13 protein-coding genes are annotated in these 22,451 nt (G+C 73.8%); 7 read left to right on the forward strand and 6 right to left on the reverse strand.

What is annotated here, in order from left to right:
* Positions 1-74 precede the first annotated feature (74 nt).
* The 4 genes from ACZ7LE_RS19020 to ACZ7LE_RS19035 all read right to left on the reverse strand — a co-directional run bounded on the left by ACZ7LE_RS19020 (position 75) and on the right by ACZ7LE_RS19035 (position 5,286).
* Complete coding sequence (locus ACZ7LE_RS19020; protein WP_470404811.1) at positions 75-986, reverse strand: Ig-like domain-containing protein; 912 nt, start codon at positions 984-986, stop codon at positions 75-77.
* Positions 987-1,183: 197 nt separating this feature from the next.
* Positions 1,184-2,815 (reverse strand): Ig-like domain-containing protein, encoded by a 1,632-nt coding sequence (locus ACZ7LE_RS19025; protein WP_470404812.1) that lies wholly within the window; start codon positions 2,813-2,815, stop codon positions 1,184-1,186.
* 132 nt (positions 2,816-2,947) lie between these two features.
* Complete coding sequence (locus ACZ7LE_RS19030) at positions 2,948-3,478, reverse strand: hypothetical protein (RefSeq protein ID WP_470404813.1); 531 nt, start codon at positions 3,476-3,478, stop codon at positions 2,948-2,950.
* 143 nt (positions 3,479-3,621) lie between these two features.
* Entirely contained in the window at positions 3,622-5,286 is a 1,665-nt protein-coding gene (locus ACZ7LE_RS19035; RefSeq protein ID WP_470404814.1) for an Ig-like domain-containing protein, read from the reverse strand.
* Positions 5,287-5,538: 252 nt separating this feature from the next.
* Here ACZ7LE_RS19035 and ACZ7LE_RS19040 point away from each other — a divergent pair, with 252 nt between their 5' ends.
* A complete protein-coding gene (locus tag ACZ7LE_RS19040) occupies positions 5,539-6,177 on the forward strand; it encodes an RNA polymerase sigma factor (RefSeq protein ID WP_470404815.1) in 639 nt (212 codons plus the stop codon).
* 14 nt (positions 6,178-6,191) lie between these two features.
* On the opposite strand, the gene ACZ7LE_RS19045 is transcribed toward ACZ7LE_RS19040, so the two are convergent.
* Entirely contained in the window at positions 6,192-6,983 is a 792-nt protein-coding gene (locus ACZ7LE_RS19045) for a hypothetical protein (RefSeq protein WP_470404816.1), read from the reverse strand.
* 215 nt (positions 6,984-7,198) lie between these two features.
* Here ACZ7LE_RS19045 and ACZ7LE_RS19050 point away from each other — a divergent pair, with 215 nt between their 5' ends.
* The 3 genes from ACZ7LE_RS19050 (at position 7,199) to ACZ7LE_RS19060 (ending at position 12,747) form a co-directional block, all read left to right on the forward strand.
* A complete protein-coding gene (locus tag ACZ7LE_RS19050) occupies positions 7,199-7,861 on the forward strand; it encodes an SDR family NAD(P)-dependent oxidoreductase (protein WP_470404817.1) in 663 nt (220 codons plus the stop codon).
* Between the two features lie 113 nt (positions 7,862-7,974).
* Complete coding sequence (locus ACZ7LE_RS19055; RefSeq protein ID WP_470404818.1) at positions 7,975-9,909, forward strand: potassium transporter Kup; 1,935 nt, start codon at positions 7,975-7,977, stop codon at positions 9,907-9,909.
* 195 nt (positions 9,910-10,104) lie between these two features.
* On the forward strand, positions 10,105-12,747 hold the full coding sequence (locus tag ACZ7LE_RS19060) for a sigma-70 family RNA polymerase sigma factor (RefSeq protein ID WP_470404819.1): 2,643 nt from the start codon (positions 10,105-10,107) through the stop codon (positions 12,745-12,747).
* Here the strand turns inward: ACZ7LE_RS19060 and ACZ7LE_RS19065 are convergent.
* The gene (locus tag ACZ7LE_RS19065) at positions 12,725-15,445 is read right to left on the reverse strand and encodes a LuxR C-terminal-related transcriptional regulator (RefSeq protein ID WP_470404820.1); all 2,721 of its coding nucleotides are present in this window, start codon (positions 15,443-15,445) and stop codon (positions 12,725-12,727) included. The two genes, ACZ7LE_RS19060 and ACZ7LE_RS19065, sit on opposite strands and share 23 nt — an antisense overlap.
* A 398-nt stretch (positions 15,446-15,843) precedes the next feature.
* Between ACZ7LE_RS19065 and ACZ7LE_RS19070 the strand changes: the two genes are divergently transcribed.
* The 3 genes from ACZ7LE_RS19070 to ACZ7LE_RS19080 all read left to right on the forward strand — a co-directional run bounded on the left by ACZ7LE_RS19070 (position 15,844) and on the right by ACZ7LE_RS19080 (position 22,364).
* The gene (locus ACZ7LE_RS19070; protein ID WP_470404821.1) at positions 15,844-17,988 is read left to right on the forward strand and encodes a heavy metal translocating P-type ATPase; all 2,145 of its coding nucleotides are present in this window, start codon (positions 15,844-15,846) and stop codon (positions 17,986-17,988) included.
* Between the two features lie 111 nt (positions 17,989-18,099).
* Positions 18,100-20,814: an NPCBM/NEW2 domain-containing protein gene (locus ACZ7LE_RS19075; protein ID WP_470404822.1), complete on the forward strand. Its 2,715-nt coding sequence runs from the start codon at positions 18,100-18,102 to the stop codon at positions 20,812-20,814.
* 74 nt (positions 20,815-20,888) lie between these two features.
* Complete coding sequence (locus tag ACZ7LE_RS19080) at positions 20,889-22,364, forward strand: glycerophosphodiester phosphodiesterase family protein (RefSeq protein ID WP_470404823.1); 1,476 nt, start codon at positions 20,889-20,891, stop codon at positions 22,362-22,364.
* The last annotated feature ends 87 nt before the right edge of the window (positions 22,365-22,451 follow it).

Below are 22,451 nucleotides of genomic sequence, written 5' to 3' on the forward strand. Positions count from 1 at the left end.
CGGCTCCCGCACGGCGATGCCTCGCCACCCCCCCAGGGGGCGGCGAGGCATCGCTCCGGAGGACCTGCGGTGGGTCACCTCCGCCTGAGGCGGCGCCGGAGTCCCAGGCCGCCGAGGCCGAGCAGGCCGGTCAGGGCGATGCCGGGGGCGATCAACGGCACCGGCGGTTCGTCCTCGTCGGTCACCGTGACGGTGACCGTGGCCTCCACCTGGACGCCGTCGGGGCCGGTGACCCGGTAGGTGAAGGTGTCGGTGCCGGTGAACCCCGGGGGTGGGGAGTAGGTGACGGTGCCGTCGCCGTTGTCGGTCACGGTGCCACCCTCGGCGGTGGTGGTGTCGACCGCCCAGCCAGTCGATCCGTCCGGGACGGTGTCGTTGGCCCCGAGGTCGATGTCGACCGGGGTGTCGACGGCGGTGCTCTCGGAATCGTCCACCAGGACCGCCTCGGCGCGCTCGACCGTCACCTCCAGGTCCGAGATCCACCGTCCTCGGTTGGCGTTGCTTCCGGACGCGGCGGCGGTGAACGACGTGACACCCTCGACCCGGAACTGGGAGGCCGCGTCGTTGGCGGCCTCCGGGTCGTCGGCGGCGTTCCCGGGTGCCGCGCAGACCTGCCTCGTGGCCGCGTTCCACGTGTGGTAGGTCGAGAGCTGCACGAGGATGGCGCCGGCCGGCAGCGTCAGGCACTCGATGTCCGAGGCCTGGTTCGACTGCAGGCTCACCACGTCGAACGAGAGGTCCACCGGCTCACCGAAGGCCAGGGTGACGTCCTCCCCCGGCATCATGCCGACGCCGTTGGTGATGATCCCCTCCGTGACGATCTCCGTGGTCGAGGTCCAGTCAACGCCGTGCGTGGTGGTCCCGCTGCTGCCGGGACCGACCGGATCGGTGACGGGTGCGGCGAAGGCGCTCAGCGCGCCGGCCGTGAGCATCGAGACCGTGGCGAACCCTGCCGCCACGCCCCCGATCACGTACTTGTGCCTCATCCTGGTTCCTTTCCTGGTTCGACCCGTCTGGCACGTTCTCCGTGCCGGCCGCGAACTGTTCCGTCCCCGGCGACGGGCTTCGTACGCACTGGCAGACGGCGGGCGGCGCCCGAGGTGACGCTCCCGTGCACGCGGCGATGCCCCGCCACCCTGAGGGGTGACGGGGCATCGCCGGTCGGGTCCGCCGGGAAACCGGGTCAGCCCTTCCTGGTGCGGCGGCGCAGGCCGAGGCCCGTGAGGCCGAGCAGCCCGGCCACCGCGACGCCGGGGGCGACCATCGGGACCGGGGGTTCGCCGTCCTCGGTCACGGTGATCGTGACGGTGGCCTCGTGCTCGACGCCGTCGGGGCCGGTGACCCGGTAGGTGAAGGTGTCGGTGCCGAGGAATCCGGCCGGCGGGGTGTAGGTGACGGTGCCCTCGCCGTTGTCGGTCACGGTGCCGCCCTCGGTGCTGGTGGCGTCGACGGCCCAGCCGGTGGCGTCGTCAGGGATGGTGTCGTTGGCCTGGAGGTCGACGTCGACGGGGGCGTCGAGGGTGGTGCTGTCGGAGTCGTCGACCAGGATGACCTCGGCGCAGGCCTCGCCGGTCGCGGTGTACTCGGCCAGGGTGACCGTCGCCGTGGAGGTGGGGGTGCCGGTTCCGGTGCCGGTCATGACGCCCTCGCGGTCGGAGACCAGCTCGGGTTCCGTGACGGTCTCCCCGCAGGCCGGGGCCTCCGGCACGTCCGACGTCATCCGGAACTCGATGAACCCCTGGCCACGAGCCGTGTCGAGCAGGTCCAGCGGGAGGACGACCCCGGGGCCCTCGAAGGTGTAGCCGGATCCTTCGCGGTTGGCGCAGTTCGCCCCGGTGCCGGGCGTGTTCGAGGCGTTGGTGCCCGTGCCGAGCGAGTTGTAGGCGATCCGGTCGCTCCACTGGGTGTTGATGTACTGGCACTCGCTCAGGTTGACGTACCGGTTGCCGACCAGGTCGAGCGGGGTCGGGCCGGGGCCCTCGAGGGTGTACCCCGACGCGCTGCGGTCGGCGCAGCTCGCTCCGGTGCCCGAGGTGTTCGCGGTGTTGGTGCCGGTGCCCGTGGACGAGTACACGATGCGGTCGGACCAACCGGTGTTGATGTACTGGCAGTGGTTGATGTTCAGGTACCGGTTGCCGAGCAGGTCGACGGACGTGACCGCCGGCGGCCCTTCGAGGGCGTAGGCGGACGCACCGCGATCGGCACAGCTCGCGCCCGTGCCGGACGTGTTCGCGGCGTTGGTCCCTGTGCCGGACGACAGGAAGACCAGGCGGTCGGACCATCCGGCGTTGAGGTACTGGCACTCGGCGAGGTTGAGGTACCGCTTGACGCCGTTGCGGAGGTACCCGGCCTGGGAGCTGGTGGGTTCGCCGAGGAACCCGGCCGACGGGGAGACGGTGATCGTGTCGCCCGACCAGACGGAATCCGCGACGGGCGATGCCTTCGTCTCCGACGAGACGGCACCGGTGACCACGTTCGTCCCCGGGGCCAGCACGTTGCGGGTGGAGCCTGCGACGTAGGTGAAGCCGTCGGGGATCTGGCTGGTGAGGGAGACGCCGGTGAGGGTGTCCTCGCGGGTGGTGTCGTAGAACAGCCGGGCGGTGACGGTGTCACCACGCTGGGCGACGGGGGAGTCGGTCCACGCTCCGCCGTTGACGGAGTACAGCAGGTTCGTCGTCGTGTTGTTCCCGGTGCCGGGCGCGGCCGAGGCCGCCAGGGCGGGAGCCAGCGCGAGCACGATGCCCAGCCCGACGGCGGCCGTCCTGAGCGAGCGGCCGGTGACCCCGGCGGCCCTCGGAGGTGAGATGGTCCTCATGTGCGTGTCCTTTCGGTGGGTGCTCGCGACGTCGTGACGTGTTGTGGTCGTGTCGCGTGCACTCGGATGGACGGTGCGTCCGCACGGCGATGACGGCCCCGTGCCTCCGGGTGGGCCGCTGCTGCCACCGCACTACTGCCGCACCACGCCGCGCAGGTCGCCCGCCAGGAGCCGCCGGATGTGGGTGAACACCTCGGCGAGCGCGAGCAGCGCGTACCGGGTGCCCCGCCGTGGGATGTCCTGGGAGCGCGCGCTCAGCGCGTCGAGCTGCCGCACGTCCTGGCCGCGGTCCGCCAGGACGAACTCGCATGCCGCGACCATCAGGGCGCCGGCGTCCTTCTCCCAGTCGGGCACGTCGTCGGGCGGGTCGTAGTACCCGAGGCTCACCCCGGCGACGTTCGCCCGGTGCTCGGCGACGGCAGTGTCGACGCCCGCCGCCCGGAGCGTCAGCTCGGCCGCCTGCACGGCGGCCGCGCCGAGGATCTTGGCGAGGTTGCGCGGGCCGAGCGGTAGCCGCGCGAGGAGGCCGGACAGCTCGGCGCCCGTGTCGTCGTGCCGCAGGAGCTCGAGCAGCTCGCCGACGGTGGTGAGCACCTCGCCGTCGCTCATCTCCCGGGTCGGTGCGGGCGCCGCGGCTGCGTAGGTCCTGGACGGGGTGGTCATCGGTGTCTCCTTCGAGGTGGTGGGAACGCCCTGGCAGACGGCGGACGGGCGCGGTGGTGACGGGCCGGCACGGCGATGCCTCGCCGTCCCCCAGCGGACGGCGAGGCATCGGTGTCGCACGGCGGGCCGTGCGGATCAGGTCGTCAGGCGCCCTCCCTGCTGCCCCGGCGACGCAGGCCCAGCAGTCCGGTGCCGGCCAGGCCGGCCAGCACGACGGCGGCCGGACCGACCATCGGGACCGGGGGTTCGCCGTCCTCGGTCACGGTGATCGTGACGGTGGCCTCGTGCTCGACGCCGTCGGGGCCGGTGACGCGGTAGGTGAAGGTGTCGGTGCCGAGGAACCCGGCGGGCGGGGTGTAGGTGACGGTGCCGTCACCGTTGTCGACGACGGTGCCGCCCTCGGCGGTCGTCGTGTCGACCTCCGGTGCGGAGGAACCTTCCGGGATGGTGTCGTTGCCGACGAGGTCGACGTCGGCGGGGGTGTCGAGGGTGGTGCTGTCGGAGTCGTCCACCAGGACCACCTCGGCGCAGGCCTCACCCGTGGCGGTGTACTCCGCCAGGGTGACGGTCGCGGTCGAGGTGGGGGTGCCCGTTCCCGTGCCAGTCATGGAGCCTTCTCGGTCCGAGACCAGCTCGGGCTCGGTGACGGTCTCGCCGCAGGCCGGGGCCTCCGGCACCTCGGACGTCATCCGGAACTCGATGAACCCCTGGCCGCGCGCGGTGTCCAGGAGATCCAGCGGACTCGCGAAGGACCAGCGGTCGACGAGCTCCCAGGGGCCGCTCGCCGGTCCGCAGTCCACGGCAGGGTCGGCGCTGTTCGACGCGTTGGTGCCGGAGCGGAAGTCCGCGGGGCCCATGTTCACCAGACCGGAGTAGTAGTCCGTGGAATCAGCCCGGTAGTACTGGCACTGGTGCAGGTTGAGCCAGCGGTTGTCCACGAGGTCCAGCGCCTGCGCGAACGACCAGTCGTCCACCGGGTCCCAGGTGGTGGTACCCGGGCCGCAGTCGGCGGCCGTGTCCGGGCTGTTCCCGGAGCCGGTGCCGGTGGCGTACACGCCGGCCTTCGCCCAGGTGTTGTAGTAGTCGGTGGTCGTGCGGTTCACGTACTGGCACTGGTGCAGGTTGACGTACCGGTTGCCCAGCAGGTCGATGTTCTGGACCGACGAGATGGGCATGAGCGGGTAGTTGGGTCCGCCCGGCCCGCAGTCCCGGGTCGCGTCGGCGGTGTTGGACGCGTTGGTGCCGGCCCGGAAGTCCCCGCCGGCGTCGACGACGTTGTTGTAGTAGTCGTTCCGGGCGGCCGAGTAGTACTGGCATTCGTGCAGGTTCAGGTATCGCTTGACGCCGTTGCGCAGGTACCCGGCCTGCGAGCTGGTGGGCTCGCCCAGGAAGCCCGCCGAGGGCGAGACCGTGATGGTGTCGCCGGACCAGACCGAGTCCGCGACGGGTGACTCCTTCGTCTCGGTCGACACCGCACCCGTAAGGACGTCGGTGCCCGGAGCGAGCACGTTGCGGGTCGAGCCCGCGACGTAGGTGAAACCCTCGGGGATCTGGCTGGCCAGCGAGACCCCGGTCAGGGTGTCCTCGCGGGTCGTGTCGTAGAACAGCCGGGCCGTCACCGTGTCGCCGCGCTGGGCGACGGGGGAGTCGGTCCACGCTCCGCCGTCGACCGAGTAGAGCAGGTTCGTCGTCGTGCCGTCCCCGGTTCCCGGGGCCGCCGATGCGGGTAGCGCGCCGGCGGCCAGGGCCAGGCCCGCACACAGGCCCACCCCCGCCACCACGCGTCCCAGGGTTCGCATCCGATGCATGAGATCTCCTTCCGGTACCCCCGCCGGGTCGGGCGGGGCCAGCAACGGCGCCACGGGAGCGCCGCAGACGTAGACGGCGCGTCCGGAACGAGGTGACGGACACCCCTTCCGACCAGGCAGATCACCCTCCGGATCACCTCTGTGGCATGCGACACGACACCCGGCTGCCCGCGTCTGGACCAGCACGCGCACGGGCGCGTCGACGGCTCGGCCGGACCTGCCGGCCGAGCCGTCGCGAGGAGGGGAGCGCGGATGTCGGTGACGATGATGGCGTGGCGGCAGACGATCGAGGTCTCGCCGGGGCCGGTAGGACCGACGGCGGTCACGGTCGACGACCGGGACGGCCCGGGTGATGTGGAGTTGTTCGACCGGGCCCGCGCCGGCGACGTCGCGGCGGTGGACCTGGTCTGGCGGCGGCACTACCCGTACGCGCTCAAGGTCGCCCGCCGCTACACGCGGAACCTGACGGACGCCGACGACCTGGCGGCGGAGGCGTTCGTGCGGATCCTGTCGGTGCTGCGCGAGGGGCGCGGGCCGCGCGAGCACGCCAAGACATACGTGGCCCGCACGGTGCGCAACATCGCGACCGACCGGTCGCGGAAGAAGGTCCTTCCGACCGCGGCGATCGACGAGGCGCACGACGTGCCCGCACACGACGACACCGCGTCCTCGGTCGTGTCGTCCCTGGAGCTCGCCGACGTGCTGGCGGGCCTGGCCGCCTGCCCGCCCCGCCAGCGGTACGCGCTGGAGCGCACGGTCTTCGAGGGCGTGTCGATCTCCGTGGTGGCCGCCGACCTGGGGATCTCGAAGAACGCCGTCGCGGCTCTGCTCGTGCGCGCCCGCGAGTCGATCCGGCGGACGGTCGCCCGCCGACTGCACGAGCAGGCCTGAGAACCGCGTGCGCACTACGCGGCCCCGTCCACGGCGACCAGCCGCCGCAGCGCTGCCGGGTCGTCCGGCAACGCTCGTACCGTGATCCGGACCGGGGTGCGGAGCACGCCCGCCCCGTGCCGTGACAGCCGGGCCAGGGTGGTCCGGGCGAGCTCGACCGCCGCCCGGACCTGACCCCGCGGCTCGGACCAGTCGAGCACCACGGCAACGCCGTCGTGATAGCCGGTCGGCCGGTCGGCGTCGAAGGCCAGGCGCACCGCCTCGCCGAGCAGCACGTCACGCTCCCAGCGGGCGAGCCGCGCGGCGACGGCGCCGCCGCCCGGCCCGCCCGCAGGACCGTCCTGGTCCAGCCGCCCGTCCACCGTCACGAGCACGGGCGACCGCCCCTCGCGCGCGTGCTGCGCGCCGGCGAGCACGTCAGTGGCCCGCGCCAGGAACTCGTCGTGCCGGGGCAGCCCGCTCATCCCGGCGTGCACGGGCAGGTCGCCCGAACCGGCGTCGGCCGCCTCCCAGCCGGACGCGAAGGCCAGTACGACCGAGGTGGGCACGGGCTTGACGTGCACGTCGTAGAGAGCCGCGACGTCGCGCAGGCCCTCGGCGACCCCGACGCCGCTCAGGGCGCGTGCCGCGCCGAGCGCCTCGGCGTGCGCCTCGGCCCTGCGGCCGTTCAGCACGGCGTCCGCGAGGCGGACGGCGGCGGGCGCGGGCCAGTCGTCGGGCATGCGCCAGCCGTCGGCGAGCGAGCGTCTGCGCCAGCGGGCGCACAGGGTGCCGAGGGCGTCGTCTTGTGCGGGTGTCGTCTCCATCGCGGGGCTAGACGGCATAACCACCCGTTGGTGACGCCCGCAAGTCGGGCCGCTTCGCTCACCCTCTGGATCACCCTGGGGTGAAAAGTGTTTTCGGTGCTTTCGGCCGTAAGATCCCGCGAGATCGGGCACGGCGAAGGGTGCCCTGACAGGGCCTGTTCGACCCGCTCCACCGGACGTAGCGTCGAGTCATCACCCACGAGAGGACTCGTCGCATGTCCACCATCGCCATCATCGGCGCCGGACCCGGTGTCGGACAGGCCGTCGCCCGGCGCTTCGGGCGCGAGGGCTTCGCCGTCGCGCTGATCTCCCGCAGTCAGGACAAGGTCGACGCGCTCGCCGCCGAGCTGGCGGCCGACGGCGTCACCGCGCGGGGCTACGCCGCCGACGTGCTGGACGCCGACGCGCTCGCGGCGGCCCTGGCCACCGCGGCCGCCGACCTCGGGCCGGTCACCGTGCTCCAGTACAGCCCGCTGCCCGCCCGCCACTACCTGCGGCCCGTCACGGAGACCCCCGCGGCGGACATCCTGGAGGCCGTCCGGTTCTCCGTGCTCGGCCCCGTCGCCGCCGTGAACGCGGTGCTGCCCGGCATGCGGCAGGCGGGCACCGGCACGTTCGTGTTCATCAACGGCGGCACGTCGGTGCGCCCGCGCGCCGGATACGCGGGCACGTCCATCGGCTTCGCCGGGGAGAGCGCGTACGGGCAGATGCTGCACGACGCCCTGGAGCCCGAGGGCATCCGGGTGGCGCAGCTCGTGATCCCCGGCGCAATACCCACCGACGATCCTGAACGAGGTCCTGACGCCGTCGCCGAGCGCATCTGGGGGCTGCACACCACGCCCGGCGAGTTCCGCGAGTTCCTCTCGCCGCTCGACTGAGCCCCTCGCGGCGTCGGGCCAGGCCCGGCCCGGCGCCCGTGGCGTGCCGCGGAGGGTGTTAAGAAACCGTCAATGCCGCGCGTCGCGCGCGGGATCCGCCTTAGGTTCCACGGGTGACTACTGCAATTCGCCCGCCCGGCCTGGTTCCACGCCCCGCGCAGGCCCTGCGGCTCGCCGCCGTCGTCGGCGCCCTCGGCGTCGTGTTCGGTGACATCGGCACGAGCCCGATCTACACCCTCCAGACGGTCTTCAACCCCGCTGACCCGCACCCGGTGCCGGCCACCACGGAGAACGTCTACGGGGTCGTCTCGCTGATCTTCTGGTCGATGATGCTCATCGTCACCATCACGTACGTGCTGCTGGCGATGCGGGTGGACAACGACGGCGAGGGCGGCATCATGGCCCTGATCACGCTGCTGCGCCGGTGGGCCAGGAACGGGTCGACGCGAACCGCCCTGACGCTGGCCGGGCTCGGCCTGTTCGGCGCCGCGCTGTTCCTCGGGGACAGCATGATCACGCCGGCCATCTCCGTGCTCTCGGCGGTCGAGGGCCTCAAGATCATCAACCCCGAGTTCGAGGGCTGGATCGTCCCGGTCACCGCCGTGATCATCGTGGTCCTCTTCGCCGCGCAGAAGTTCGGTACCGCGGCCGTCGGCCGGCTGTTCGGACCCGTCACGATCACGTGGTTCCTCGCGATCGGCGCGTGCGGCGTCTGGGGCGTGGCCAACGAGCCCGGCATCCTCAAGGCGCTCTCGCCCACGTACGCGCTGGGCTTCCTGGTCGGCCGGTTCGACCTGGCGTTCTTCGCGCTCGCCGCGATCGTGCTGTCGGTGACGGGCGCGGAGGCCCTGTACGCGGACATGGGCCACTTCGGCCGCAAGCCCATCTCGGTCGGCTGGATCTTCCTGGTGCTCCCGGCGTGCACCCTGAGCTACATGGGCCAGGGCGCGCTGATCCTCCAGGACCGCGCCAACCTGTCTGCCCCGTTCTTCCTGCTGACGCCGGACTGGGCGCTGATCCCGATGGTGATCCTGGCCACCGCGGCGACCGTGATCGCGTCCCAGGCCGTCATCACCGGCGCGTTCTCCGTGACGGCACAGGCCGCGCAGCTCGGCTACCTGCCGCGGCTGCGGATCCTGCACACGTCCCGGTCCGAGCACGGCCAGATCTACGTGCCGTGGATCAACTGGCTGCTCATGGTCTCGGTGCTCACCCTGGTCTTCGCGTTCCGCGACTCGGCCTCGCTGGCCTACGCCTTCGGCATGGCCGTGACCGGCACCATCACGATCACGACCACCCTGTTCTTCTACGTGGCCTGGAAGACGTGGAACGTTCCCCGGTGGGCGCTGGTGACGACCGCCGCCATCCTGCTGACGATCGACCTGCTGTTCCTCGCGGCGAACCTGACCAAGCTCGTGCACGGCGCCTGGCTGCCGCTCGCGATCGCCGTGACCGCGTTCACGGTTATGACCACCTGGCAGCGCGGGCGCGAGATCGTCAGCGCCAAGCGCGAGGCCATGGAGGGTTCCCTGCGCGCGTTCGTGGACGGGCTGCGGACCCGCAGGGCGCCCGTGCAGGTGGTCAGCGGCACGGCCATCTTCCTCAACCGGGGGAGTGAGACGGCGCCGCTCGCGCTGCGCGCGAACGTCGAGCACAACCACGTGCGCCACGAGCAGGTGGCGGTCGTGGCGGTCGACGTCGCCATCGTGCCGCGCCTGACGGACGAGGAACGCGTGGTCGTCGAGCACCTCGGCGAGGGCCGGGACGGCATCACGCACCTCACCGTCCGGTTCGGGTACGATGAACGGCCGGACGTGCCCGCGGCGCTGGCCCAGCTCGGGCCGGAGGACACCGAGGGCCGGCTCGACCTGGACAACGCGACGTACTTCCTGTCCCGTATCCAGCTCCGGCTCGGCAAGGAGCCGGGGATGCCGGCCTGGCGCAAGCGGCTGTTCATCGCCACGTCCTACATCACGGCGGACGCCGCCGAGCACTTCAACCTGCCCCGCGACCGCACGGTGCTGCTCGGCTCCCACGTCGACGTCTAGCTCGTCGGCGACGGCCGACATCGGCCGTCGCCGGGCCCCGCTCACCCGGTCAGCTGCAGCGGGGCCAGGAAGTGGGCTCGGCGGCCGGGCTCACCCCCCGGATCACCCCTGTGATCTGCACGATTACCCCCTTTTGCCCGTAGTATTCTACTCAAACAGGACAACTTCATCGATGGGCCAGGGGGCGCTGCACGGATGGTCGAGACGACCGGTTCCACCCCGGCGCGGCAGCACGACGGAGCGTCCCCGACGTCCGACGAGCAGCTGCTCGCCGAGCTCCGCACCGGGCGCGACGAGGCGTTCGCCGAGCTCTGGGCGCGCTATCACCGCACGGCGGCCGGCATCGCCCGGCACCTGGTCGGCCCGGGCCCGGCGGTCGACGACGTCGTCGCGGAGGCCTTCACCGCGCTGTTGTCCGCGATGCGTCACGGCGGCGGTCCCACCACCAACGTCCGCTCGTACCTGCTGACCACCGTGCGGAACACGGCGATCGGGCTCCTGCGGGCGCAGGACCGAGCGGTCCCCGCCGAGGCGGGGGCGATCGACCGCCCCCACCACGACCCCGACGCCCTGGTCGGTGCCGACGACGACCACCGGGTGCGCCGGGCGTTCGCCGAGCTCCCGCCGCGCTGGCGCCGGGTGCTCTGGTTCGTCGACGTCCACGACCTGCCCCCCGCCCAGGTGGGTCCGCTCCTCGGCGTCTCGCCGAACGCCGTGTCCTCGCTCGCGCGCCGCGCGCGCGAACGGCTGCGGCGGGAGTACCTGCAGGCCCACCAGGAACGCGTGGTGCCCGGGTGCGAGGACTACGCGCCGCACCTGGCCCGGTTCGTCGAGCGGACGCTGGCCGTGCCGGTGCAGCACCGGGTCGAGGCGCACGTGCTGGGGTGCGTGTTCTGCGCCGCCGCCGTGGACCAGATGCGCGACCTCAAGCGCCGCATGCGCGGGCTGCTGCTCCCGTTCGGGCTGCCGGTCGCGGCCCTGGGGGAGCCCGGGCACGAGGACGCGCACGACCTGGCCGCGGCACGGGCGGGCAGCCGGGGTGTGGGAGCGGGCGGCCGGGGCGTGCGGGCGGTCGGACGGCGCTGGTGGTGGGCGCGGCCACGGGGCAGCCGCCGCGCGGCGCTCCTCGGGGCGGCGGTCGCCGTGTGCCTGCTGACGCTGTCGGCCGTCGCGGCGTCGGACGTCCTGGACCGCGGCCCGGGCGGTGCCGCGGTGCCGGAGGCCGGCGGGCTGCTGCCGGTGCCCGGTGCGGAGGAGATGCCATGGCTGGACGGCCCGCCCGGCGGCGGCCCGACCGAGGACGTGGCGCGCGAGGAGCCGGCCGACTCGCCGGAACCGGCGCCGTCACCTGGACCTCAACCTCGACCTGAACCCGAGACCCGGCCTGACCCTCAACCTCGACCTGAGGCTGAAGCTCGACCCGACCCGTCGCCCGACCCCGGGGCGGGGCCGGACCCCGGCACCGCCCCTGGCCCCGGTCGGGGGCCCGGTCCGCGGCCCGATCCCACACCGACGCCGGCCCCGGCGCCCAGCCCCACTCCCGCGCCGGACCCGCTCGTGCTCACGATCGATCACGATGACCTGGGCGACCTCGTGCCGGGGCGGCCCGGGGTGCTGGGCGCAACGGTGAGCAACCCGAACGCCGACGCGGCGGTGGCCGTGATGGTCGACGTCACGCTGCCCGCGGGTGTCGAGCTGGACGCGGCGGGCGGCGCCCGCGCGGTCTCGGCGTGGTCCTGCGCCGAGACCGCGGCGTCGGCGGCCGGCGTGGCGTGCACCGTGGGCGAGATCGCCGGGGGCAGCAGGTCGACGCTGCTCGTCCCGGTGCTGGTCGCCGCGGACGTGGCCGAGGGCGGGGCGGACGTACGGCTGGACGTACGTGGCGACGGCGTCGTGCCCACCGGCGCGAGCCGGGCGGTCCCGGTGCGTGCCAGTCTGCTCGCCGCGCGGTACGTCGCGACCGGGCAGGTCGAGGTGACGCAGGTCGGCGCCCCGGTCCTGCATTGCGACCCTGCCGCGGCCGGCTGCGCGGCCGTCGTCGACGGCACGGCGACCGGCCCGGCGCAGGACAACAACGGCTGGGACATGGTCCCCGTCGACGCTCTCGGCACGGGGACCACCTCGTCCACGGCGGTGCTGGACACCCCCGCCGGGGCCGAGGTCGTCGCCGCCCGGCTCTACTGGTCGGGGGTGTGCGACGGTGCCGTGGCGCCCGTCCGGGTGGCGCCGCCCGGCGACGCGCTGCGGGTGGTCGGAGACGGTGACGACGTCGTGGTCGAGCGCGCGGGCCAGATGTACCAGGCGAGCGTGGACGTGACCGGCCTCGTCCGCGCGGGCGGGCCGGGGACCTGGGGCGTCGCGGACGTGTGCGTCACGGGCGGCGCTGGCGCGCGCGGGGGCTGGGCGCTCGTCGTCGTGCACCGGCCGGCCGGCGCAGGGCCCGCGGGTTCCGGGCTGGCGATCGTCTATGACGGGCTCATGCCCGTCTCGACGGCCGACGGTTCCGCGAGCTTCACCGTGGCCGGGCGCGCCGGCACCCCGGCCCGGATCGGCGCCGTCGCGTGGGACGGCGACCGGGGCGGGACGGGCGACCGGTTCGTGCTCGGCGGCACGCCCCTGGTGCCGCTGCGGTGGGACGGCACCGCAGCGGCCGGGCCGGGGGCGACCGACAACGCGTTCGACTCGACGGCGTGGGGCTCCGCCTACGCGAACGCGCTCGGCGTCGACGTCAAGCCCTTCCAGCCCGCGCCGATGCCCGCGGCGCGGGCCGAGCTCGCCGCCCTGTCGGACCGTGACGCGTTCCCTCTCGGCGTCGTCACGGTCGTGACGGGGAGCTAGCGCCGAGCCGGGCCCGGACGATCGGGTCCAGCAGCCCCAGCTCGCGGGCACGGTGGAGCGCGGACGCGCGGTCGTGCACGCCGAGGCGCCGGTAGATCTCCCGGATCTGCGTCTTGACCGTGTTGTGTGAGACGAAGGCGGCTCTCGCGACCTGGGCCGACGTCAGGCCGTCGGCGAGCCGGTGCAGCACCACGAGCTGCCGGTCCGGGACTACGACGAACTCGACCGTGCGCGCCGTGCCCCGGCGGCGCAGCACCTGGGCGATCCGCCGCACCTGCTCCGGCGCCTCACGGGCCAGCGAGCGCAGCACCCCGGACGCGGCCCACCAGTAGGGCAGCGCGCCGCCGACCCGGCGAGACAGGGCCATCGCGTGGGCGAGCTGTCGGCGGACGTCGGCGCCGTCGTCCGCGTGCTGCAGCGCGATGTGCGCCTCGGCGGCCAGGAGGTGCGCCTGGAACCGGGCGCCTGCCGTCGCGCCCTCGTGCGCGGACCGTACCCCGGTCATCGCCAGCAGCGCCTCGCGCGGCCGGCCCTGCGCGAGGCGGAGATGGCCGTCGAGCAGCGCCCGCGCCGGGGTCCGGGCCGTCAGGGCGTCGGCGATCACCGCCGCGCTCGTGCCACGCCCCAGCGTCAGGTAGAGCCGCCCCAGGTCGAGCGCGAGCAGCGGCGGGATCCGCAGCTCGCTGCTGCTGCCGGCGGGGGCGCCGGTCTGCGACGGTGCCAGTCCGCGATGGGCGAGCGCCTCGCGGAGGTGGTCCACGGCGAGCTCCTCCTGGCCGCGCAGCACGGCCTGCACCGACTCGACGTGCAGCGCGGCGGACCACAGGTCGGAGCGGGCGGCGCGGCGCACGACGGCGAGCAAGGGCTCGGGCAGGCCGTCGTCGAACCGTTCGAGGTGGTCGAGGGCCGCGACCAGTGCGAGCGGGTCGCCGACGGCGTGGCGCCACCAGGCCGGCGGCTCCGGCAGCGTGCCGGCCTCCGCGGACCAGTCGCCCGCGGTGTGCACGTTGGAGTCGATCGCGTGGACCAGCGCGACCAGCTCCGCCGCGGCGGCGGCTAGCGGGAGTGCGCCGGACCCGAGCGCGTCGTGGTGGGCGGTCTCCGCGTGCCGGAGCGCCTCGTGCAGCCGGCCGGCCTCGGTCGCGGCGAGCACCGCCTGCAGGCCCACCAGCACGCGAGTCGTCACCGGGGCCGTGCCGGCCGCGCCGAGCCAGCCCTGCGCCAGGTGCAGTGCGTCGTCCGCGTACCCGGCGCGCCGGAGCTGGGCGGCCCGGTTGAAGACCGTCAGCGACAAAGCGGGTCCGTGCTGGTACTCGCCGCGCTGTTCGCTCGGTCTCTCGCCCCGTGGGCCGCCCGGCTGTGCGCCGTGTCGACCGCTGTGCCGGTCGGTGTGCCGTTCGTCGTGACGGGGCGGTGGCTCGGTGGTTCCGGCACGGCCGGGCGAGCGCCGGCTGACAGCCAGCAGCGTGCGCAGCTCGGCCGGGACGTGCTGCGCCGGGGTGGACGAGACCGCGGCCCACAGCGCCTCGTGCAGCGTGGGGTCGCGCCCGTCGAGCACGCCGGTCCACAGGCCGTGCAGCAGGTCGCGCACCAGTCCGGCGTCGCCGGCCTCCAGTGCGACCAGCAGCGCACCCCGGGAGTCGTGGGCCTGCTCCTTGCGGCGCGCGGCCTTGGTCGCCCGCAGGCGCAGCTCCTCCCGGTCGCGGCCGCGCGCGAAGTCGAGCAGCGCGCGGCGGGCATGGGGTTCCACGGCGAGGACGTCGTCGGAGGAGGCGGGATCGTCGAGCACCAGGCCTGTCTCGACCAGGCGCTCGACGAACGTGTCCGCGCTCGGGAGCGCAGACAGGAGCCCGGTGGCCGCCAGCTCGGTCCGGCTGAACCGAGGCGCCAGGCTCGCCTCGACCACGACGGCGATGGCCTCCTCGGGCAGCGCGCCCCGCAGGAACGTGGCGCGGTGGGCCGCCGCGACGGCCGTGACGAGGTCGTCCGTGACCGGGTCGCCCGCCACGCTCGCACGCCCCAGCTCCTTCAGCGCCGGGAAGGCCACGGCCGGCCACCCGGCAGTGGCTGCGACCAGGAGCCGCGCCTGCGTGCGGCCGAGCGGCACGCCGAGCGACGCCGCTGCCGCCTGTGCCTCGCCCGCCCGGACGGCGAGGTCGCGCATGGTCAGCTCGATGTGCCCACCGGGGTCGACGGCCACGGCTGGTGCTGCGGCCCGTGCTGGGGGTGCCCAGCCGTCGAAGGTCGGCGCGGGCCCGGGCAGGGGCATCGCGCTGAGCACGAAGACGCTGCTGCGCCGCAGCCTCCGCGCGACCCGGTCGAGGTACGAGAGTGCGTCCGCCGACGCCGGCCCCAGCCGGTCCACGACGAGCACCCGCTCCTGCGCGTCGAGCGCGGCGGCGAGGCGCTCGACCGTCGGGGCCCCGATGACCGTCGCCTCCGCGCCGGTCGGCTCCACGAGCCGGGCCAGGACGGCGCCCCCGAGGGCTGCACCGTCGAGCGCGTCGGTCGGGGTGACGTCCACCCGGACGACCTGCATCCCGTCGTCCGCCAGCCGGCGCGACCAGAGCCGCACGGCCGTACCGCGGCCGGCGCCGCGCGGCCCGCGCAGCAGGACCATTCTCGACCGCGCCGCGCGCAGTGCTTGGTCGAGCAGCTTCTCGACTGCCGGACGGCGCAGCACGGTGCCGCTATCCATTCAGCCCCCTGAGGTCGGAGCGGACGATCGGGCGGCGTACGCGCCCGCCTGGGCAGGAACTCGGATCACACTCGTGTAAGACGCCCCCGACCGGCCGACGTGTCGAGTGACCTGGGTCACAGCCACGTCCAGCCTCGCGCTTCGCCGAGCCGCTGACCAGCACGAACCCGAGGAGTGCGGGATCAGGCTGAGCCGGACTGTCCTGCTCGGCCGCACTGCGTCTGGGGCTGCCGTGCGGAGTTCGGCTCACCCGGCACCCACGGAACGAGGGCGGTCACCTCCGAAGGCAGGGCCCGAAAGGTCCTCACCGAGATCGCTTGACGACCATACCCCCTAGGGGTATATATGGAGTACGGCAGCCCCACCGGGCATGCTCTGCTCAACCCAGGAGCTGATCCATGAACGAGCTACACCAGCACTCCACCGCGCAGCCGGTCGCGCCCGCCCAGGCTGCGCCCGAGGAGCACGCGCACCACGAGCACCACACCGGCCACGACGCGCACGCGGGCCACGACGCGCACACCGGCCACGACGCCCACGGGGGTCACGCCGGCCACGGCGACCACGTCGGCCAGTTCCGGCGGCTGTTCTGGATCATGCTCGTGCTCGCCGTGCCAGTCGTCGCGTTCTCCGGCATGTTCGCGATGATCCTCGGCTACGAGCTGCCCGACGCCGCCTGGGCCACCGCGATCCCGCCCGTGCTCGGTACCGTCATGTACGTCTGGGGCGGCTCGCCGTTCCTCACGGGTGCCGTCAGCGAGCTGCGCTCCCGCAAGCCCGGGATGATGCTGCTGATCGGGCTCGCGATCACGGTCGCGTTCGTCGCCTCGCTGGGCGCCAGCCTCGGCCTGCTCGACCACCAGCTCGACTTCTGGTGGGAGCTGGCCCTCCTGATCGTCATCATGCTGCTGGGCCACTGGATCGAGATGCGCTCGCTCGCGCAGACGACGTCGGCCCTGGACTCGCTCGCGGCGCTCCTGCCGGACGAGGCCGAGCGCGTCGACGGCGACCAGATCGTCAAGGTTGCCCCGGCGGACCTGGCCGTCGGTGACGTCGTCGTGGTCCGGCCGGGCGCGAGCGTCCCCGCCGACGGCCGCGTCGTCGACGGCCGCGCAGAGATGGACGAGTCCATGGTGACGGGGGAGTCGCGCACCGTGCCGCGCGGCCCGGGCGAGCCCGTGACCGCCGGCACGGTCGCCACCGACTCCGGCCTGCGCATCGAGGTCACCGCCACCGGCGACGACACCGCCCTGGCCGGTATCCAGCGGCTCGTCGCCGAGGCACAGGCCTCCTCCTCGCGCGCGCAGCGCCTGGCCGACACCGCCGCGGGCTGGCTGTTCTGGTTCGCGCTCGGCGCGGCGGCGGTCACCGCCGTCGTCTGGTCGCTCGCCGGGCTGCCCGACGACGCCGTGATCCGCACCGTGACCGTCCTCGTCATCGCCTGCCCCCACGCCCTGGGCCTCGCGATCCCGCTCGTGGTCTCGATCGCGACCGAGCGGGCCGCCCGCGGCGGCGTGCTGATCAAGGACCGCCTCGCGCTGGAGAGCATGCGCACCGTCGACACCGTGCTGTTCGACAAGACCGGCACCCTCACCAAGGGCGAGCCGACCGTCGCCGACGTGCACGCCGGCGGGGAGTCCGGCCACGACGGCCTCGACACCGACACGCTCCTGGCGCTCGCGGCCGCCGCCGAGTCGGACAGCGAGCACCCGCTGGCCCGGGCGATCGTCCGCGCGGCGCAGGAGCGCGGGCTCGCCGTCCCGCGCGCCACCGGCTTCGCGTCGTCGCCCGCCGTGGGCGTCACGGCGACGGTCGACGGCCACCAGATCCGGGTCGGCGGGCCGCGCCTGCTGGAGGAGAGCCGCCAGGCGGAGATCCCCGCGGCGGATTCCTGGCGCGAGGACGGAGCGATCATCCTGCACGTGCTGCGCGACGGCGTGGTGATCGGCGGCATCAAGCTCGCCGACGAGGTGCGGGCCGAGTCCGCGGACGCCGTCCGCGCCCTGCACGACCGGGGCGTCCAGGTGGTCATGATCACCGGCGACGCCGAGGCCGTGGCCCAGTCCGTGGCGCACCAGCTCGGCGTGGACCGGTACTTCGCCGGCGTCCGGCCGGAGGACAAGTCCGCCAAGGTGGCGCAGCTCCAGGCCGAGGGCCGCAAGGTCGCGATGGTCGGCGACGGCGTGAACGACGCCCCGGCGCTCGCCCAGGCCGACGTCGGCATCGCGATCGGAGCGGGCACCGACGTGGCCATCGCGTCCGCCGGCGTCATCCTCGCCAGCGACGACCCCCGGTCCGTGCTGTCCGTGATCGACCTGTCGCGGGCCAGCTACCGCAAGATGAAGCAGAACCTGTGGTGGGCGGCCGGGTACAACCTGATCTCGGTGCCGCTGGCGGCGGGCGTGCTGGCGCCGATCGGGTTCGTGATGCCGATGTCCGCGGGCGCCGTCCTGATGTCGCTGTCGACCGTCGTCGTGGCGCTCAACGCCCAGCTGCTGCGCCGGCTCGACCTGCGACCGGGGCGGCAGCAGCTGCGGCGGTAGCGGGGTCAGCGGCTGCGAGAACGCCTGTTGACCTGGTCCGGTGCGCCGCCTAGCCTGCTGGGCGGCGCACCGGCCGCATCCCGCGGCGCATCCGGAGTCAAGGGAGACCTCGTGAAGCTCGTACCCGCGTTCCGTCCTGCCTTCCACCTGGTGACAGCGGTGTCAGCGCTCGCGCTCGTCGCGAGCGGCCTGGTCGTCGCGGGCACCGCCAGCGCCGCCCCGAGCACCGCGGCGGAGGCCTGGCGCGTCGACGGCCCTCGCGGCTCGCACCTCGACGGCCTGCTGCGCCTAGACGACGCCGGCCAGGTCACGCTCGACGTGCTCGACGACGGGGACACCGTGGTCTCGGCCACGCGCCTGGGCCTGCGGGGCAGCGACGGCGACCTCACGACAGGCCTCACGTTCGCCGGCCGGGCCGACCGCACGGTCTCCGACAGCTACGCCATGTCCACCGGCAAGCGCGAGCGACGCAGCTACACCCACCGCGAGTCGGTCTTCACCTTCACGGCGGCGGACGGCGGCCGCCTCAAGATCGCGGTCCGCGTGTCCGACGACGGCGTCGCCTACCGCTACCTCCTGGACGGCCCGGGCGAGCACCGGGTCGACGACGAGTCGGGCGCGTGGGTGCCGGCCGCGGACGGCCCGGCCTGGATGCAGCGCTCCTACGCCGTCAACTACGAGGCGGAGTGGAGCACCACCACGGCCGCGGCGGGCAACGGCTCCGGCAGCGTCGGGTACCCGGTGCTGTTCGGACAGGGCGACCGGTACGTGCTGGTCACGGAGGCCGACCTGCACGGCGACTACGCGGGCTCGCACCTGACGCACGAGACCGGCTCGCTGAGCTACGGCATCGACCTGTTCGAGGGCCGTCCCGTCACGACGAGCGGCGACCTGTCGACGCCGTGGCGGGTCGCGATCGTCGGCGACCTGGGCGGCGTCGTCGGCTCCACCCTGGTGGACGACCTCGCCACGCCCGCCGCCCTGGACCCGGGAGCCGACTGGATCAAGCCCGGCCGGTCGAGCTGGAGCTGGCTGACCGACGGGAGCAGTCCGCGGAACGAGGCGCGGCAGCGGGACTTCGTCGACCTCTCCGCGCGGAACGGCTGGGAGTACGTGCTGCTCGACGAGGGCTGGGACGCGAGCTGGGTGCCGCGCACGGTCCGCTACGCGCACACCCGCGGCGTCGACGTGATCGTCTGGTTCCACAGCCGCGACCTGCGCACCCAGGAGCAGCGCGACGAGTGGCTGCCGCGTGTGCGGTCGTGGGGCGTGAGCGGCATCAAGGTGGACTTCATGGACTCCGACTCGCAGGAGATCCACCAGTGGTACGACGACGTCGCGCGCGACACCGCCCGGTACGAGCTGATGGTCAACTTCCACGGCGCCGCGCTGCCCACCGGCATGCAGCGCACCTGGCCGCACATCATGAGCTACGAGGCCGTGCGCGGCATGGAGAACGGGATCAGCCCCGAGCGCAGCCTCATCGTGCCGTTCACGCGCAACGTGCTGGGGTCGATGGACTTCACGCCCGTGGTCTTCTCCCGCGACAACAACAAGACGTCCAAGGCGCAGCAGGCGGCGATGGCGGTCGTGTACGAGTCGGGCTGGCAGCACATCTCGGACAAGCCCGAGGGGTACGACGACGAGCCGAACGCGATGCCGTTCCTGCGGAACCTCCCCACGACCTGGGACGAGGTGCGGCTGCTCAGCGGCACGCCCGGGACGGACGCGGTGCTCGCACGCCGCTCCGGGGACCGGTGGTTCGTGGGCGGCATGCGCGCCGGATCGGGTGACGGGCTGCGGCTCCCGCTGGCCGGCCTCGCACGCGGGTCCAAGGTGGTGGTCGACCTGCTGACGGACGACGGCGCGAACGGGTCGGCGACCGTGCACTCGACGGTGCGGACCACGGCCGCGGACACGCTGCGGGTCCCGACGGCGGACAACGGCGGCTTCGTGGCCGTGGTGTGCGCGGCGACCGGGGGCCGGGAGTCGTGCCTGGACCCGCTGGAGGCCCGGCCGGACGCCACGATCACGGTCGACCCGGAGCAGGCCGACGTCGAACCCGGCAGCACCGTCGCGGTGACGGCCGCGTTCACGGTGGCCGACCGCGCCGTCACGCGCGTGCGCCTCACGCCGGACCTGCCCGCGGGCTGGTCCGCCGACCAGGGCACCCGGACCGTGGCGCGGCTCGCCGCCGGCCAGACCGCGCGCTTCACCTGGCAGGTCCGGGTGCCCGCCGGCGGCGCGACGGGCACGTTCGAGGTGCCGGTCGACGTCGACTACCACGCCAGGGGCGCGCACGGCAGTGCCGCGTACGTCGCCGCGGGCCAGGCGACGCTGTGGGTCACGCCGCCCGCCCCGACCGGGAGCCCGTTCGTCTCCGACCTCGACTGGACCGAGCAGAGCAACGGCTACGGCCCGGTCGAGCGCGACCGCTCCAACGGCGAGGCCGCGGGCGGCGACGGCAACCCGCTCCGGATCGCGGGCGTCACCTACGCCAAGGGCATCGGTATGCACGCCACCGGTTCGGTGACCGCCTGGCTCGGCGGCGCGTGCACCGCGTTCACCGCGCAGGTGGGCATCGACGACGAGGTGCTCGACAAGCCCGGCGACACCGGCGTCGGTTCCGTGCGGTTCGCCGTCTACGGCGACGGCGTGCTGCTCGCCGAGACCCCGGTCCTGTCCAACGACGACGGCGGTGTGCCGCTCGACGTCGACGTCACCGGCGTGCGCCGGCTGCGGCTGGTCGCCGACGAGGGGCCCGACGGCAAGAACTTCGACCACGCCGACTGGGCCGACGCCCGCGTGACGTGCGAGCAGGGCTGACGTTCAGCGAGTGTTCAGCCGGCCGTCGGGTGCGCTTCGCCCCGGCGGCCGGCCGCACCACCAGAGTCGGGGTCATGAACTCACGCATCCGTACCCGCGTCGGGGCCGTGGTCACCACGGCCGCGCTGGTGCTGTCCGGGGCCACCGCCTCCGTCCTCGGCGGCGCCCAGCACGCCGGATCCGGGGACGCCGCGGCGTCGTCGGCCACGCAGACCGCCGGCCACGGCGGCCCGGGCCAGGGCGGCGGCACCCCCGCCCAACGCGCCTACCGCGACCTGCTGGACCACGGCCCGGACGCCAAGATCCTCACCGCGGCCCACCGCGCGCAGTGGCGCGCGGCCCCCGAGAACAGCGCCCCGGCGATCCTGGCCGCGTTCAAGGACGGCGCCGAGATCGTCGAGCTGGACGTCCAGCTCACCGCCGACGGCGTCCCCGTGCTCATGCACGACACGACCGTCGACCGCACCACGAACGGGACCGGCCGCGTCGACAGCCTGACCCTGGAGCAGATCGAGGGGCTGCGACTCCGCGAGGGCCTGGGCGGCGCGCAGGCGGTGCTCACCGACGAGCGCGTGCCCACCCTGGAGCAGGCCATGCGCCTGGCCAAGGACCGCGGCCTGGTCAACCTCGACAAGGGCTGGCCGTTCCGTGAGGAGATCTGGTCGGTGCTGACCGAGACCGGCACCGTGCGCAACGGCCTGTTCAAGTCGGACGCGCCCGTGGAGCAGGTCCAGGAGTTCCAGGCCACGCACCGCGGCGCGGTCTACATGCACATGGTCACGGACGCGAACGTCGCGGACGTCGAGAAGTTCGGCGCCGACCAGCCCGTGGCGTACGAGGTCAACTTCGACAGCACCGCCGACGTCGTCGCCCGCCGTCCGTTCCTGGACCGCGTGGCGAGCGGCAGCCGGGTGTGGAGCAACACGATGTGGAACGGCCTGTCCGAGCGGATGACCGACGAGGCGTCGCTCATCGACCCGCTGCGCGGCTGGCAGGCGCTGGTGGAGGGTTACCACACGACGATCTTCCAGACCGACGACGTCGAGAAGCTGGAGCGCTGGCTCCGCACCGGCGAGGGCGACCCGCTGCCGCGCGGCGCCGTCCGCGTCCAGGCGGAGGACTTCCTGCCCGGCGAGGGCGTGGGTTACCACGACCTGGAGCCCGCCAACCGCAGCAACCTGCAGATGCGCCCGGGGGAGGGCGTGGACATCCAGGACCTGGACGGCGCCGTCAGCCTCGGCTGGATGCGCGGCGGCGAGTGGCTGACCTACGAGGTGGAGGTGCCGCGGACCGGCACGTACGAGGTCGCGGTGCGCGCCTCGTCGCCGTACTCGCCCGCCGGCGCGTACACCGTCTCGTTCGACGACGGCGCGCCGAGCGCCCGGGTCGACGTACGGAACACGACCAGCCACGCCAAGCAGGTGCTCCAGCCCAGCGGCGTGACGCAGCGCCTCACGAAGGGCACGCACACGCTGCGCATCGCCCTGCCCGAGGACGCCTACCAGAACTGGAACCTGGACCACATCCAGCTGACGCCGGTCTCGCGCTGACGCGAAGCTCCGCGCGTGTCAGACGGACAGGTCACTCTGGTGACCTGTCCGTCTGACACGTGGGGTGGATGCCCGGGCGGGGGCCTC

Source organism: Promicromonospora sp. NPDC110617 (assembly GCF_055598465.1).